Source organism: Streptomyces sp. NPDC058375, assembly GCF_042723425.1.
GTDB lineage: Bacteria > Actinomycetota > Actinomycetes > Streptomycetales > Streptomycetaceae > Streptomyces > Streptomyces durocortorensis.
Genome location: NZ_JBHXJG010000188.1, coordinates 1 through 14760, shown reverse-complemented (window position 1 = coordinate 14760; position 14760 = coordinate 1). Strand labels below are relative to the sequence as shown.

The window sequence follows — 14760 nt, the reverse complement described above, 5'->3', positions numbered from 1 at the left end:
TGCGCCGTCGACCCCCCCCCCGCCCTGCTTTTCACGCCGTACGCGCCGCTCCGGCGCGGACCGCTATCCCGCCGGAACCGTGTCCTCGAAGCTCGTCCCCGCACTGCGGTACGCCCCGACCATCGCGTTCACCTGCGAGGGGGTGAGCACCTGGTCCTTCACATGCAGGACGTAGTCCACCTGCTGGTCGTAGGCGCGGGGCGTCGTGCTCGGCTGGCCCTGCAGGTCGATCAGCCACTGGTTGAAGTTGATCGACATAGGCCGCTCGGGCAGATACGCCGCCCCGTGCGTCCCGAAGTGCTGGCCGTCGACGTAGTACGTGATCTGGTTGTCGTCGATCGTCACCACCAGGTCGTGCCAGCCCGCGTACGACGCCCGGACCTCGCTGTGCGCGTTGACCGCCTCCCACGGGTCGGGCCGGTAGGTCTCCCAGGACGTGGTGTAGAGGATGTTCGCCGGCTCGCCCCAGCCGCCGTTCGGCAGATACTCGAAGTCGTACTCCGCGTAGTCGTCCGCCATCGGCGCCTTGAGGTCGTTGATGGTGAAGAACGTCTGCACGATCCGGTCGCCGTCCGGGCCCGAGCGCGGCGCGTCGCTGAACTTCACCCGGGACGCGTACGTCCCGTTCTTGAACTTCATCGACTGCGTCAGGATCTCGGTGTGCTTCGTCGAAGCGCCCGTGCCGGCCGTCGAGGTCTCCAGGTTCATCACCGAGTTCCCGCTCTGGTCGGCGAAGGTGATGTTCTCCGGGGCCCAGGTCGCGCCCGGCACCCCCGGACCGCCGGAGTTGGACCGTACGCTCCAGCCGTTCGCGTTGATCTTCGGGTCGGTGTGGGAGCTGTAGTCGAAGTCGTCGAACAGCGTCGGCGCGTCCCCCGGCGGGTCGGTGGGCGGGTCAGTCGGGTCCGGCGGATCGGTCGGGCCGTTGCCGCCGGGAGCCTCGCCCCACACTGTCGCGCCCGAGACATGGGCCGTCACCTTGGACCAGTCGCCGTACGCGGTCCGGTCCGCGCCGAAGGAGTAGTCGTCGGACTGCACGAGCGAGGCCCAGGACGCCTGGTGGAAACGGAGTTGCATATCGCCCGTGTCCGCGCCCGGGGCGAGCGAGCCCGCCCCGGCGGTGAAGCCGATCTCCAGATAGCGGTCGGCGGTGGCGGTCGGGTCGGCGAGCGTCCCGAACGTACCGGTGATGTTCGCGCACCCCTTCACCGCCCAGGAACAGGCGAACCGGTAGGCGGCGGACGCCGAGTCGGCCTTGAAGTAGTAGCGCACCTTGACGCTGCTCAGCGGGACGGAGGTGGAGCCGGCGTTACGGACCTTCAGCCACGGCTCGCTCTGGTCGGCGCTCGCACCGGACGCGCTCGTCCGGTACTGGACGACGATCCCGTCCGCCGCTGCGGAGGCCGAGGACGGCCACGCGGCGAGACCGGTGGCGGCCAGGGCCACGGCGGCGGCCGAGGCGGCGGCGGTGCGCAGCCTGCTCCGGCGGCGGTGGGTGGGTGGTGTGTTCACAGGCGTGTTCACAGGCGTGTTCCTCTCCGGAACGGTGGTGGGGGACGGGTTACGGGTGGAGTCGCGCTGTTCCTGCGGACGGGGACGGGGACGGGGTTGGGGTGGCGGAAGTGGTGGTGCTGCTGGTGGTGGGCGCGAGCGAGTGCGCGTCCAGTGGGCGGTAGCGGACGCCCAGGGCGTCCAGTCGGGCGGTGTGGTGGCGCAGCCGCTCGACGAACCCCGGCCAGTCGCCGCGCCCGCCGGACCAGGAACGGTCGGCCAGCGCACAGAGCCGGGGGAAGCTGAGGTACTCGATCTCCTCGGAGGTACGGGCGTACTCGGTCCACAGCTGGGCCTGCGTCCCGAGCACCCGGGCCCGCTCCGCCTCCGGCCAGTCCTGCGGGGCCGGTTCGTAGCCGTGGACCGTGTGCAGGGGAACCGGCGCCCCGGGCTGGGCGACCGGCTCGGACGGGTCCGTGGACTGGGCGTAGTCGAGATAGGTCGCCCGGTGGTGCGCGGCGATCACCTGATGGCCGCGGCGGGCGGCGGCCCGGGCGTGCGTGGCGTCGCGCCAGGTCATCACGGTGAACTCCGGGGGGAGTTCGGCACCGTTCTCGACCCAGCCGAGCGGGATCCGGCCGCGCTCCACCAGGAACGCCCCGACCCGGCCCATGAACCAGCCGTGCAGCTCTGCCGGGCCCGCGAGCCCGAGGGACGCCGCGCGCTCCCGGGCGGCCGGGCTGTCCTCCCACTCGGTGGTCGGGCACTCCTCGCCCCCGATGTGGATGTACGGCGACGGGAAGACGTCCATCACCTCGTCCAGCACGGCCCGGCAGAAGGCGAAGACCTCCTCGTGCACGCCGAGGATCGTGTCGCACACCCCCCAGCGGGTCCACACGTCCAGCTGCCGCCCCGGGTGGTTGCCCAGCTCCGGGTAGGCGGCGAGCGCGGCCCGCACATGGCCGGGCATCTCGATCTCCGGTACGACGGTGATCCCGCGCTCCGCCGCGTACCGCACCAGACCCCTCAACTCCGCCTTGGAGTAGTGCCCTTCGTGTGGCACCGCGTCGAAATGCGCTCCGTCCGGACCGGTCGGGCCCTTCTGTGACCTCGCCCGCCGGGAGCCGACCGAGACCAGCCGGGGGTAGGCGTCCACCGGCATCCGCCAGCCCTGGTCGTCGGTGAGGTGGAGGTGCAGGACGTTCAGCTTGTGCAGCGCCATCAGGTCCACGTACCGGCGTACGAAGCCGATCGGCTGGAAGCGCCGCGCCACGTCCAGCATCGCCCCGCGCCACGGCCGGTCCGGCACGTCGGTGATCTCGACGCAGGGCAGTTCCCAGGAGCCGGTGGCCGCCGCCCCGCCCGACAGGGCCTCGACGGGCAGGAGTTGGCGGATCGTCTGGACGCCCCGGAGCAGCCCCGTGAGGTGGGCGGCGCGCAACTGGAGCGCCTGCGGGGAGACCGTCAGCCCGTACCCCTCCTCGCCGAGGCCGCCGAGCCGGTCGTCCAGGGCGAGCACGATCCTGCCGTCCGGCGACGGGGCGAGGGGGAGCCCGGAAGGGCGGCCGACCAGGGAGCGCAGCAGGTCCGCCGCCGGCTCCGACCCCGGCAGCGCCCGGACGGCCGTGTCCCGGTCGAGGGTGAGCATGCCGCCCAGCGAGGAGACCTTGCTGGGGCGGGGGAGGAGACAGAGGGCGGGGCGCGATGCGGGCACAGGGGCCTCCGGGGTCGGTTCGCGGGCAGCGGGTGGCATCGGTGGCGGCAGGGCGTTCTTCGCTGCTCAGCCCTTGACGGCGCCGGCGGCGAAGCCGGACGTGACATGGCGCTGGAGCAGCAGGAAGATCACCAGGGCGGGCAGCGCGAAGAGGGTGGAGGCGGCCATCGTGGCGCCCCAGTCGGTGCCGAAGGTGTTCTGGAAGGACGACAGCCAGACCGGCAGCGTCCGGTTGTCCTGCTGCTTGATGATCAGGAAGTTGGCATAGGCGAACTCGTTCCAGGCGGTGATGAAGCCGAACAGCGAGGTCGCCATCAGCCCCGGCGCCAGCAACGGCATCGCCACCCGCCAGAACGCCCCGGTCCGGGTGCAGCCGTCGACCTGCGCGGCCTCCTCCAGCTCCGGCGGGATCGTCCCGATGAAGCCGCGCAGCACCACGACGGTGAACGGCAGCGTGATCATGAAGTAGATCAGCGTCAGCGTCGGCAGCCGGTCGAGCATGTTCGTGTCCCGCGAGATGATGTAGACCGGGATGATCAGTGACTCCCAGGGCGCCATCTGCGCGATGAAGATCATCAGCATGAACTGCCGTCGCCCCTTCCACCTCATCCGGGCAACCGCGAACGCCGCGCCCAGCGCCACCAGCAGCGCCAGCAGGACGGCCCCGAGCGTGACCAGGATGCTGTTGCGCCAGAACAGGGCGAACCCGTCCGCCTCCACGGCCCGTTGGAAGTGGTCGAGGGTCCAGGTGTGCGGGAAGAGCTGCGGATCGGCGGACTGGATGTCCTTGGACGGCTTGAAGGCCGTGGAGATCATCCAGTACACGGGGAAGAGGCAGATCACGACGGTCACGGCGGCGGCGATGTTCAGTGGAAGTCGGCGAAGGCGCGGGCGTGCTGTGCGGGTGTTCATCGGGTCTCGTCCTCCTGGCGGAGCATCTGGCGGAAGTAGAGGACGAGTACTCCGGACATCAGGACCACAGTGACCATCGAGGCGGCGGAGCCGAGGTCGTACCGCTGACCTGAGAGTGCCGTCTGGACCGCGTAGACCGGCAGGATCGTCGTCGCGTCGCCCGGCCCGCCCCGGGTCATCACCCAGATCTGGACGAACGCCTTGAACGTCCAGATCACCTCCAGCGAGAGGACCAGCAGAAAGATCGGCCGCAGCATCGGGAAGGTGACCGAGCGGAAGATCCGACCCGCGCCGGCCCCGTCCAGCCGCGCCGACTCGTACAGCTCCAGCGGCACCGTGGTCAGCGCGGAGTACAAGGTGATCGCGGCGAACGGCACCGATTGCCAGACGATCAGCGTCACCAGGATGGCGAAGGCAGCCGTCCCGTCGGCGAACCACGGATAGCGCTCGAAGGAGGCGAAACCGAGCGAGGTCAGTGACCAGTTGACGATGCCGAACTCCGAGTGGAACAGCCACTGGAACACCGTGGTCGCCGCCACCACCGGCATCGCCCACGCCAGCACCAGCGAGCACAGCACCACCGTTCGCCCGATCCGGCCCAGCCGCTCCACCATCAGGGCGACCAGGGTGGCGATGACCATGATCAGGACGACGTTGATCGCCATGAACAGGAAGGTGCGGCGGACCACCTCCCAGAACCGGGGGTCCGTCAGCAGCTCCCGGTAGTTGCGCAGCCCGACGAACTCCGCTTCACCGGCGATGAGTTGGCGCAGCCGGAAGTCCTGGAACGAGATCAGGACGGCCCGCACCAGCGGGTAGACCAGCAGATAGAGCATGCCGCCGACGGCCGGGGCGATGAGTGCGTACGGCCAGAGGCCGTGGGCCCTCCCCCGCGGGGACGGGTCCTTGCGTACGGCGAGGCGCGGGGCCGGGCGTCGCCGGGGTGTGCGGGGTGCGGTCCGTTGGTCGACGACCGGCACGGCACGCCTCCTTCCTGCTGTTCTCGGAACGGAACGGAACGGAATGGAATGGAATGGAACCGGACGGGACGGACGGGTCAGGAACCGGTGTTCATGGCCCGGGTGATGTCCTGCGAGGCCTTCGCCGCCTCCTTCGCCGGATCGCCGCCGGTGAGCACGGCCGTCATGTAGTCCTTGATCGGGTTCTCCGCCTCGACCGCCGCCCAGCCCGGGGTGTTGGGGGTGGCGTGCCCGTTGGCCGCGCCGACCGCCATCGCGGCGGCCCCCGGGTCGTCGGCCACGGCGGAGGCCAGGGTGGTCCGGTTCGGCACATAGCTCATGGCGACGGCGAGCTTCTTCTGCCAGGTGTCCCCGGTCAGCTCCTTGATGAAGGTGACCGCCTCGTCGGGATGGGCCGCGGCGGCCGGCACGACGAGGTCGGAGCCGCCGGTGAAGACCGCACCCGGGGTGTCCGCCGTCTTGCCCGGGATGGGGAAGAAGGCGAGCTTGCCCTTGAGTTCGGGGTTGTTCTCCTCGATGACCTTGGCCCCGCCCGGCGTGGAGATGACCTGGGCCACCTTCCCCTGGGCCATCACCTCGGCCTGCGGCGGGTCGTCCTCGTCGGAGTCCTTGGGGCCCTTGCCGAGCGCCTGGAGCTGCTCGTAGAACTCCATGCCGCGCAGCGCCTCGGGGGTGTCCAGCGCGCCGGACCACTCACCGCCGGACTCGGCTGCAAGGTCGCCGCCCTCGTCCCAGATGAAGCCGGCCAGCGCGTACCACATCTGCCCCGGCAGGTAGATGCCCTGCGTGCCACCCTTGTTGAGTTCCTTGGTAGCGTCGGTCCACTGCTCGCGCGTCTTGATCTCCGCCGCGTCGACGCCCGCCTTCTCGAAGAGGTCGGTGCGGTAGATGACCACCCGGTTCGCCGCGTAGTAGGGGATCCCGTACTGCTTGCCCTCGTACGATCCCGGCTCGGCCAGACCGCTCAGCCAGTCCTCACCGTTCAGCTCGGCCTTGCGGTCGCTGAGGTCGAGCAGCCCGCCGCTCTCCGCGAACTGCGCCACCTGGGTGTTGCCCGCCTCGATGACGTCCGGGGCGTCGTTGCTGGCCAGGGCGGCGGTGATCTTCTGGCCGATCCCGTCCCACTCCTGGATCTGGATCTTCACGTCGATCGACGGGTGGCGCTTCTCGAAGTCCGCGGTGAACTCCTTCTGGAACTGCGCCGAGACGCTGTCGCGCATCAGCCAGACATCCACCGTCGTCCGGCCGTCCCCGTTCCCGGAGTCGGACCCGGACGACGAACTACAGGCACTGAGCGCGGCGGTCAGGACGAGCACGGACCCACCGGCGAGCAAGCGGTACTTCACGGTTCACCTCGGAAGCGATACGGATGGGACGGACCTGACGAGGCCTGACCACCTGACCAGTGGAGCTCACTGGACAGCTTGCCTGTCGGTGGTGGATGAAGGTGGCATAGACCAATGGGACCGTCAACCCCCTGCGTACAAAGGGCAATTGGTGATCTAGGCGTAACGTGAACGACCGATCCGGCCGTGGTGGGCGTTACACTTCGCCTGACCAGCAGGCCAGTTGGGGCATCGAGGTGGTCAACTGGTAAAAAAAACCAGTCGTCGGGAGGGGAGAGCATGGGTGGGGACGTGCCGGGGACGGTGCTCAAACGGGAGCGCACCAGGGATGCCGTACTGGAGCTGATCGAGTCGCGCAGCCCCGGGGACGCCATCCCCTCGGAGCGCGCGCTGTGCGCCCGGCTCGGCGTGTCGCGGCCCACCGTGCGCGCGGCGGTCGACGAACTGGTCGCCGCCGGGCTCCTGGTGCGCGAGCACGGCCGGGGCATGTTCGTCGCCCCCGCCAAGATCACCCAGGAGCTGGTCGCCGGGGACCGCGCGCTGAGCGTGCCGCAGGCGGCGGGCGCCTGGTCGAGCCGGCTGCTGGAGTTCACCACCCTCCAGGCGGGGGCCCGGGTCGGCCGCAAGCTGCGCATGTCGCCCGCCGCCGAGATCGTCTACGTGGCACGGCTGCGGCTGGTCGACGGGGCGCCGATGGCCATCGAGCACCTGCACATCCGGGCGGAGCTGGTGCCGGGGCTCAGCGCGCAGGAGCTGGAGAGCGGCGACCTGTACGAGCATCTGCGCGCCACCCACGGTGTGCACGTCCACGAGGCGGTACAGGCGATCGAGCCCACCGTCGTCACCCGCGCCGAGGCGGGGCTGCTCGACGTTCCGGAGCTGTCCCCGGCGCTGCTCTTCGAGCGGCTGACCTCGGACACCACGGGCCGGCCGGTGGAGTACGTCCACTCGCTCTACCGGGGCGACCGCTACCGGATCGTTTCCCGGCTCGCCCTCGGCCCGGCGGCGGAGGTCGCCCCCGACCGGGAGGGGCACCACCCGGGCATCCCGCCCGGCGACTTCGCGCACGGCGACGCCATCGCCTCCTCGACCAGGGGGGACATCCAGGCGGGCGACTGATCCGCTGCCACCTCCGGGCGTTGCGGAGCATGCAACTCTTGTTGCACCTCTTGCCGGGCGGGCGTCGACGGGCCAGGGTGGCGGACGCATCCGAAGCAGCCGACCCCACCCGAGGTGTTTCGCATGAAGCCGTCCCCCCACCCGCGCTCCGACCTCGACCGCCCCGCTCCCGCCCTCCCGGGCCGTCGCGGCTTCCTCGGCGGCCTGCTGGCCACCGCCGCCCTGGCGGCCGCAGGACCCGCCCTCGCCGCGCCCGCCCACGCCGCCGCCCGCCCGGCCCCCGCGCCCGCCGCCCCCCGCGCCACCCGCCCGCTACTGCTCGGCACGTACACCTCCGACGCGGGCGGCGGCATCGGCATCGGCACCGCCGCGTACGACACCGGCACCGGCGCGATCACCTCGGGCCCCGTGATCACCGGCGTCGAGAACCCCTCCTACCTGGCCCTCCACCCCTCCGGCACCACCGTCTACGCGGTCGCCGAGCAGGAGGCGGGGGCCGTCACCGCCGTGAGAATCGCGCCGGACGGGACGTACGAAGTGCTGGGCAGCCGTCCCACCGGCGGCTCCGGGACCACCCACCTCTCCGTGCACCCCTCCGGACGCTGGCTGCTGAGCACGAACTACGGCTCCGGCAGCGTCGCCGTGCACCCGGTCGCGGAGGACGGCTCGCTGGGGGAGCGCACCGACCTGGTCACCCACAGCTCACCGCCGCCCGGACCCGGCCAGGGCGGACCGCACGCCCACCAGATCGTCACCTCGCCCGACGGCGGCCACGTCCTCGCCGTCGATCTGGGCACCGACACCGTGTACACGTACGCGCTCGACGAGTCGGCCGGGACGCTCACGGAAGTCTCCCGCGCCGCCCTGGCCCCCGGCTCCGGCCCGCGCCACCTGGCCTTCCACCCCGGCGGGCGCTTCGCCTACCTGGCCTGCGAGCTGGACGACACCCTGGTCGTCTGCGCGTACGACCCCGACACCGGGGCCCTCACCCCGGGGCCCGGGCAGTCCACCGGGACGGGATCCGGCACCAGCTACCCGTCCCAGCCGGTGGTCACCGGCGACGGGGCGTACGTCTACCTCGCCAACCGGGGCCACAACAGCCTCACCCGTTACGCCGTCGAGGACGACGGGGCGGCCCTGCGGCTGCTGGACACCGTGCCCGTGGGCGGCGACTGGCCCCGCCAGCTCGCCCTGTCCCCCGACAGCTCGCTGCTCTTCGCCGCCAACCAGCGCTCCTCCACCGTCACCGTCTTCGGCATCGGCCCGGACGGCTCCCTGACCGCTGCCGGTGAGCCCTTCCCGGCGCCGGTCGCGGTCTGCGTCCTGCCGCTCCCGTGACCGCCGCCGTACGGGGCCCCGCGCACACCGGGGCGGGGCCCCGTACAGCGGTTACAGTCGTGGCCGAGCCGCGCGCCCGCACCCGCGGCGAGGACATCAGGGAGGCACAGTGCGCTTGAGGGTGGAATTCACCACCGAGCCCTTCGATCTCGACGAGGCGCCCACCCACGCGGTGGTGGCCCGGGAGGTGATCCAGGGCGCCGAGCTGGACGCCGTCGACGTCGGCCCCTTCGGCAACACTGCGGAAGGGGGCGCGGACGAGGTGCTCACCGCCGTGGATTCCCTGCTGCGGCAGGCCTTGGCCTCCGGTGCCACCCGGGTCTCCCTCCAGGTGAACGTGATCGAGGGGGACGCGTCATGACCGCATCGGCCGACCGCCCCCCGGCCGCGGTCGACAGTTCCCCGGCGACGGTGGATAACCCTTCGGCAACGGTCGATCACCCCCTCGTCTCGGCCGTCAAGCCGCTCGTCGACGCGATGGGCGCCGAGTTGCTGGGCCCCGAGCAGGCCCAGCCGGACGACGTGGTGCTCGCCTGGGAGGGCCAGGACGTCATAGCCGTACGCCTGCCCCAGCTCTCCGACTCGCTGGACCACATCCTCGCCGCGATGGAGCGGCGGCACGGGATGCCGCTCGCCGACCTGGACCGTAAGGCCAAGCAGAGCGTCGTCCGGACCCTGGAGGCACGCGGTGCCTTCTCGGTGCGACATGGCGTGGAGACGGTGGCCGGAGCCCTGGGCGTATCCCGATTCACGGTGTACAACTACCTGAACCGGGAACATACGGCCAAGGGTGAGTAGTTGGCCGAACCCGCCGAACGCACAGGAAAGCCGCCGTCCGCATGCCGGGACGGCGGCTTTCTTCGTTCGCGAGATTTCAACAAAGTGTTGACGTCGTGTTGCGGAGGGCGTTAGCTATCCGCAGCCCGAACAACGCACAGCGAAAAACAGCCACGGAGGCTCCCGTGACTTCGAGCTCCACACCGGGCCTCACCCGGTTCAACACCCTGGCGGACGGCGAGGCCACCCCCGCACTGCACGAGGTGTGTGCCAGTGCGACCTGGGGAAACAGCATCCTCGCCGGGCGTCCGTACGCCACCGAAGAAGCCCTGCTCACCGCGAGCGACGCCGCCACGGCGCAGCTCACCGCGGCGGACCTGGCCGACGCGATGGCGGGCCACCCGCCGATCGGCCGCCCGAAGCCCGGCGACCCGACCTCCTCCCGCGAGCAGCGGGGGATGGCCGGCGCCTCCGAGGAGCTCAAGACCGAGATGCTCGAACTGAACCTGGCCTACCAGGAGCGGTTCGGACATGTCTTCCTGATCTGCGCCACCGGCGCCACCGGTGAGCAGATGCGCGACGCGGTGAAGTCCCGGATCGGGAACTCGCCCGAGCAGGAGCAGGAGATCGTGCGCACCGAACTGGGCAAGATCAACCGCATCCGGCTGACCCGTCTCGTGACGGAGACCCTCGCAGAGGGCGCTCCCGCACAGGACTCTTGAGATCTAGGAGAGTGACGGTCTTGAGTACCGACACGACCGCATCGGTGTCCACGCACATCCTGGACACCAGCATCGGCCGCCCCGCCGCGTCCGTCGCCGTCTCGCTCGCCGCCCGCAGCGGAAGCGACGCGCCGTACGTGACGCTCGGAGCCTCCGCGACCGATGCGGACGGGCGCTGCAAGGACCTGCCGGCGCTGCCGGAAGGCACCACCCATGTCCGTCTCGAATTCGACACCGAGACGTACTTTTCCAAGAAGCAAGCCGAGGCGCAGCAGGACGCCCCCCGCGTAAGGGACAGCGGCGCGTTCTTCCCGGAGGTGACGATCGCGTTCGCGGTCGTCCCGGGCGAGCACTATCACGTACCGCTGCTGCTCAACCCGTTCGGCTACTCCGTTTACCGAGGGAGCTAGCACCGACATGCCCACGATTCTCGGCCAGAACCAGTACGGCAAAGCAGAGAACCGCGTCGTCAAGATCACGCGGGACGGCGACACCCACCACATCAAGGACCTGAACGTCTCGGTCGCCCTCTCCGGCGACATGGACGATGTGCACTACTCCGGCTCCAACGCCAACGTCCTGCCGACCGACACCACCAAGAACACGGTGTACGCGTTCGCCAAGGAGCACGGGATCGAGTCCGCCGAGCAGTTCGGCATCCACCTCGCCCGGCACTTCGTCTCCTCGCAGGAGCCGATCCACCGCGCCCGGATCCGGATCGAGGAGTACACCTGGGAGCGCATCGCGACCTCCGACGGCAACTCCAAGTTCATCGGCGCCGACGAGGTGAAGCACTCCTTCGCCCGCAAGGGCATGGAGACCCGCGTCTCCCAGATCACCTACGACGGTGAGAACTGGGAGGTCATCTCGGGTCTCAAGGACCTCACCGTGATGAACTCGACCAACTCCGAGTTCTGGGGCTACGTCAAGGACAAGTACACGACGCTGAAGGAGGCGTACGACCGCATCCTGGCGACGGACGTCTCGGCACGCTGGCGCTACAACTGGACCAGCGACGAGCAGCGCATGCCGAACTGGGAGAAGTCCTACGAGCAGGCGCGCAAGCACATGCTCCAGGCCTTCGCCGAGACGTACTCCCTCTCGCTCCAGCAGACCCTGTACCAGATGGGTTCGCGCATCATCAACAGCCGCAGCGAGATCGACGAGATCCGCTTCTCGCTGCCGAACAACCACCACTTCCTGGTGGACCTCGAACCGTTCGGCCTCAAGAACGACAACGAGGTCTACTTCGCGGCGGACCGTCCCTACGGTCTGATCGAGGCCACCGTGCTCCGGGACGGCGTCGAGCCGAAGATCCCGGTCGACATGACCAACCTCTGACGCGGCACTGAACCGGCCCCCGTCCACCCACAGTCGGGCGGGGGCCGGTCATCCCGGAGGGAACACCCATGGCACAGCCTGCAACGGGGCCGGCAGAAGGCCCGTGCAAAACCTCACCGACCACCGCCGCCGACACGGCAGTTCACCCGGTCGACGAGAAGCTTCCTCCCGCGCGGCTCGTCCCCGCCGCGCTCCAGCACATCGCCGCCATGTACGCGGGCGTCGTCACCCCTCCGCTGATCATCGGCCAGGCCGTGGGCCTGGACACCGCCGGGATGACCCGGCTCATCGCGGCCAGCCTCCTGATCGCCGGTCTCGCCACCATCCTGCAGACCGTCGGCCTCGGCCGCTTCGCCGGCAACCGGCTCCCCTTCGTCAACGCCGCCTCCTCCGCCGGGATCGCGCCGATGCTCGCCATCGCCGAGACCAGCGCACCGGGCCGTCAACTCCCCGCGATCTACGGGGCGGTGCTCGTCGCCGGAGTCTTCTGCCTCGCGGTCGGACCGTTCTTCGGCAGGCTGCTGCGCTTCTTCCCGCCGCTCGTCACCGGCGTGGTCATCACCCTCATCGGCGTCACCCTCATGCCCGTGCCCGTCGCCTGGGCGCAGGGCGGCGACGCCACCGCAGCCGACTTCGGCGCCATGAAGTACCTGGCGCTGGCCGCGTTCACGCTCGTCGTCATCCTGCTCATCCAGCGCTTCGGCCGCGGCTTCCTCAAGCAAGTGGCCCTGCTCATGGGCATGTTCGTCGGCACGCTGGCCGCGATCCCGTTCGGACTCGCCGACTTCTCCGCGCTGAAGTCCGCCCCGCTCGCCGCCCTGCCGACCCCCTTCGCCTTCGGCGCGCCGGAGTTCCAGCCCGCCGCCATCCTCTCGCTCTGCATCGTCATGCTCGTCCTGATGACGGAGTCCTCGGCCGGCATGCTGGCCCTCGGCGAGATCTGCGACCGCCGCACGGACGGCCGTACGATCACCCGCGGTCTCCGTACGGACGGCATCGCCACCCTCCTCGGCCCGGTCTTCGGCGGCTTCCCCACCAGCGCATTCGCCCAGAACGTCGGCGTCGTCTCGCTGACCCGCGTCCGCAGCCGGTACGTCGTCGCGGCCGCCGGCGGCGCGCTCCTGGTCCTCGGCGCCTTCCCGGTGCTCGGCGCGGTCGTCTCGCTCGTCCCGATGCCCGTACTCGGCGGCGCCGGCATCGTCCTCTTCGGCTCGATCGCCGTGAGCGGTATCCGTACGCTCTCCGAGGCCGGACTCGACGACAGCTCCAACATCATCCTGGTGGCCGTCGCGCTCGGCGCGGGCATCATCCCGCTCGCCGCGCCCACCTTCTACGCCGGATTCCCGGCCTGGGCGCAGACCGTCCTCGGCTCCGGGATCAGCGCGGGAGCACTGGTCGCGGTCGTGCTCAACCTGTTCTTCCACCATCTCGGCACCCACAGCCGCACCGCTGTGGCACTCAAATCCTCCTAGGGTCCTGCCGTGCCCACATCGCCACAGAGAGAAGAAGGAAGCACCATGGCAGCTTCGGCAGACCCTCAGCGCATCATCATCGAGAACTGTTCGATCGCCACCGTCGACGCCCACGACACGGAGTACGCGTCCGGGTACATCGTCGTGGCGGACAACCGCATCGAGTCCGTCGGCGCCGGCAAGGCACCGGAGGGCCTCGCCGGAGTCGTCCGGCGCATCGACGCCACCGGGCACCTCGCGACCCCCGGCCTGGTCAACACCCACCACCACTTCTACCAGTGGATCACCCGGGGCCTGGCCACCGACCACAACCTCTTCAACTGGCTGGTCGCCCTCTACCCGACCTGGGCGCGCATCGACGAGCCGATGGCCCGCGCCGCCGCGCAGGGCTCGCTCGCCATGCTGGCCCGGGGCGGCGTCACCACCGCCATGGACCACCACTACGTCTTCCCGAAGGGCTCCGGCGACCTGTCCGGCGCCATCATCGGGGCCGCCCGCGAGATGGGCGTACGGTTCACCCTCGCCCGGGGCTCCATGGACCGCAGCGAGAAGGACGGCGGCCTGCCGCCGGACTTCGCCGTCGAGACGCTGGATGGCGCGCTCGCCGCCACCGAGGCGACGATCGACGCCCACCACGACGCCTCCTTCGACGCGATGACGCAGATCGCCGTCGCGCCCTGCTCGCCGTTCTCGGTCTCCACCGAACTGATGCGCCAGGGGGCGGAGTTGGCCCGCCGTCGCGGCGTACGGCTGCACACCCACGGCTCGGAGACCGTCGAGGAGGAGCAGTTCTGCAAGGAGCTGTTCGGGATGGGCCCGACCGACTACTTCGAGTCCACCGGCTGGCTCGGCGACGACGTGTGGATGGCGCACTGCGTCCACATGAACGACTCGGACATCGCCGCCTTCGCCCGTACGGGAACGGGCGTCGCCCACTGCCCGTCCTCCAACGCCCGCCTCGCCGCCGGGATCGCCCGCGTCCCCGACATGCTCGCCGCCGGCGTTCCGGTCGGCCTCGGCGTGGACGGCACCGCCTCCAACGAGTCCGGCGAGCTCCACACCGAGCTGCGCAACGCGCTGCTCATCAACCGCCTCGGCGCCCACCGCGAGGCCGCCCTGAACGCCCGTCAGGCCCTGCGCCTCGGGACCTTCGGCGGGGCCCAGGTGCTGGGCCGCGCCGACCAGATCGGCTCCCTGGAGGCCGGCAAGCTCGCCGACCTCGTCCTGTGGAAGCTGGACACCCTGGCCCACTCCTCGATCGCCGACCCGGTGACCGCGCTCATCTTCGGCGCGGCCGCCCCGGTGACCCTCTCCCTCGTCGACGGCAAGCCGGTCGTCGAGGGCAACCACCTCACCACGGTGGACGAGGACGCCATCGCCCGCGTCACCCGCGACGAGGCCCGCCGCCTCGCGCAGATCGCCGCCGGAGCCTGACTCCGGGCGGTATCCCCGACCGGCCGGTCGAGGGGGACGGCCCGAGACCGGCCGCCGTGGACCCGAGCGGGGCCCACGGCAGCCGGTCCGGCGGACGCGCGCCCCATGGTGCGC

General features: G+C 70.6%; 14 protein-coding genes. 9 read left to right on the top strand and 5 right to left on the bottom strand.

Annotated elements, in window-relative coordinates:
- Positions 1 to 63 precede the first annotated feature (63 nt).
- From ACFWM7_RS25440 to ACFWM7_RS25420, 5 genes are all read right to left on the bottom strand, one after another.
- Complete coding sequence (locus tag ACFWM7_RS25440; protein ID WP_383264377.1) at positions 64 to 1524, bottom strand: cellulose binding domain-containing protein; 1461 nt, start codon at positions 1522 to 1524, stop codon at positions 64 to 66.
- Between the two features lie 37 nt (positions 1525 to 1561).
- Entirely contained in the window at positions 1562 to 3205 is a 1644-nt protein-coding gene (locus ACFWM7_RS25435) for a beta-N-acetylhexosaminidase (protein WP_383264375.1), read from the bottom strand.
- Positions 3206 to 3271: 66 nt separating this feature from the next.
- On the bottom strand, positions 3272 to 4117 hold the full coding sequence (locus ACFWM7_RS25430; protein WP_383264373.1) for a carbohydrate ABC transporter permease: 846 nt from the start codon (positions 4115 to 4117) through the stop codon (positions 3272 to 3274).
- A complete protein-coding gene (locus ACFWM7_RS25425; RefSeq protein ID WP_383264371.1) occupies positions 4114 to 5097 on the bottom strand; it encodes a carbohydrate ABC transporter permease in 984 nt (327 codons plus the stop codon). The genes ACFWM7_RS25430 and ACFWM7_RS25425 overlap by 4 nt, the downstream gene beginning before the upstream one ends.
- Positions 5098 to 5174: 77 nt before the next feature.
- A complete protein-coding gene (locus tag ACFWM7_RS25420; protein ID WP_383264369.1) occupies positions 5175 to 6443 on the bottom strand; it encodes an extracellular solute-binding protein in 1269 nt (422 codons plus the stop codon).
- A gap of 279 nt (positions 6444 to 6722) precedes the next feature.
- Between ACFWM7_RS25420 and ACFWM7_RS25415 the strand changes: the two genes are divergently transcribed.
- The 9 genes from ACFWM7_RS25415 to ACFWM7_RS25375 all read left to right on the top strand — a co-directional run bounded on the left by ACFWM7_RS25415 (position 6723) and on the right by ACFWM7_RS25375 (position 14646).
- The gene (locus tag ACFWM7_RS25415) at positions 6723 to 7562 is read left to right on the top strand and encodes a GntR family transcriptional regulator (RefSeq protein WP_383264366.1); all 840 of its coding nucleotides are present in this window, start codon (positions 6723 to 6725) and stop codon (positions 7560 to 7562) included.
- Positions 7563 to 7685: 123 nt separating this feature from the next.
- Complete coding sequence (locus tag ACFWM7_RS25410; protein WP_383264364.1) at positions 7686 to 8900, top strand: lactonase family protein; 1215 nt, start codon at positions 7686 to 7688, stop codon at positions 8898 to 8900.
- 109 nt (positions 8901 to 9009) lie between these two features.
- A complete protein-coding gene (locus tag ACFWM7_RS25405) occupies positions 9010 to 9261 on the top strand; it encodes a hypothetical protein (RefSeq protein ID WP_383264362.1) in 252 nt (83 codons plus the stop codon).
- Positions 9262 to 9377: 116 nt separating this feature from the next.
- Complete coding sequence (locus ACFWM7_RS25400) at positions 9378 to 9698, top strand: helix-turn-helix domain-containing protein (protein ID WP_217689496.1); 321 nt, start codon at positions 9378 to 9380, stop codon at positions 9696 to 9698.
- A gap of 164 nt (positions 9699 to 9862) precedes the next feature.
- A complete protein-coding gene (gene uraD / locus ACFWM7_RS25395; RefSeq protein ID WP_383264360.1) occupies positions 9863 to 10399 on the top strand; it encodes a 2-oxo-4-hydroxy-4-carboxy-5-ureidoimidazoline decarboxylase in 537 nt (178 codons plus the stop codon).
- Positions 10400 to 10419: 20 nt separating this feature from the next.
- Positions 10420 to 10809, top strand: a complete 390-nt coding sequence (uraH, locus tag ACFWM7_RS25390) for a hydroxyisourate hydrolase (protein ID WP_032768082.1) — start codon at positions 10420 to 10422, stop codon at positions 10807 to 10809.
- 7 nt (positions 10810 to 10816) lie between these two features.
- Positions 10817 to 11740 carry a factor-independent urate hydroxylase gene (gene pucL / locus ACFWM7_RS25385; protein WP_383264358.1) on the top strand — a complete coding sequence of 308 codons (924 nt, stop codon included), beginning with the start codon at positions 10817 to 10819 and terminating at the stop codon, positions 11738 to 11740.
- A 68-nt stretch (positions 11741 to 11808) separates the two neighbouring features.
- Positions 11809 to 13212, top strand: coding sequence for a nucleobase:cation symporter-2 family protein (locus ACFWM7_RS25380; protein WP_383264355.1), 1404 nt, complete (start codon positions 11809 to 11811; stop codon positions 13210 to 13212).
- A gap of 45 nt (positions 13213 to 13257) precedes the next feature.
- Positions 13258 to 14646, top strand: coding sequence for an 8-oxoguanine deaminase (locus ACFWM7_RS25375; protein ID WP_383264352.1), 1389 nt, complete (start codon positions 13258 to 13260; stop codon positions 14644 to 14646).
- Positions 14647 to 14760: the final 114 nt, after the last annotated feature.

What these genes read in the sequence shown, in the direction of transcription:
- ACFWM7_RS25400 (WP_217689496.1), top strand. Translation starts at nt 9,378, where the DNA reads ATGGGCGCCGAGTTGCTGGGCCCCGAGCAGGCCCAGCCGGACGACGTG.
- pucL (WP_383264358.1), top strand. Translation starts at nt 10,817, where the DNA reads ATGCCCACGATTCTCGGCCAGAACCAGTACGGCAAAGCAGAGAACCGC.
- ACFWM7_RS25415 (WP_383264366.1), top strand. Translation starts at nt 6,723, where the DNA reads ATGGGTGGGGACGTGCCGGGGACGGTGCTCAAACGGGAGCGCACCAGG.
- ACFWM7_RS25410 (WP_383264364.1), top strand. Translation starts at nt 7,686, where the DNA reads ATGAAGCCGTCCCCCCACCCGCGCTCCGACCTCGACCGCCCCGCTCCC.
- ACFWM7_RS25430 (WP_383264373.1), bottom strand. Translation starts at nt 4,117, where the DNA reads ATGAACACCCGCACAGCACGCCCGCGCCTTCGCCGACTTCCACTGAAC.
- ACFWM7_RS25375 (WP_383264352.1), top strand. Translation starts at nt 13,258, where the DNA reads ATGGCAGCTTCGGCAGACCCTCAGCGCATCATCATCGAGAACTGTTCG.
- ACFWM7_RS25380 (WP_383264355.1), top strand. Translation starts at nt 11,809, where the DNA reads ATGGCACAGCCTGCAACGGGGCCGGCAGAAGGCCCGTGCAAAACCTCA.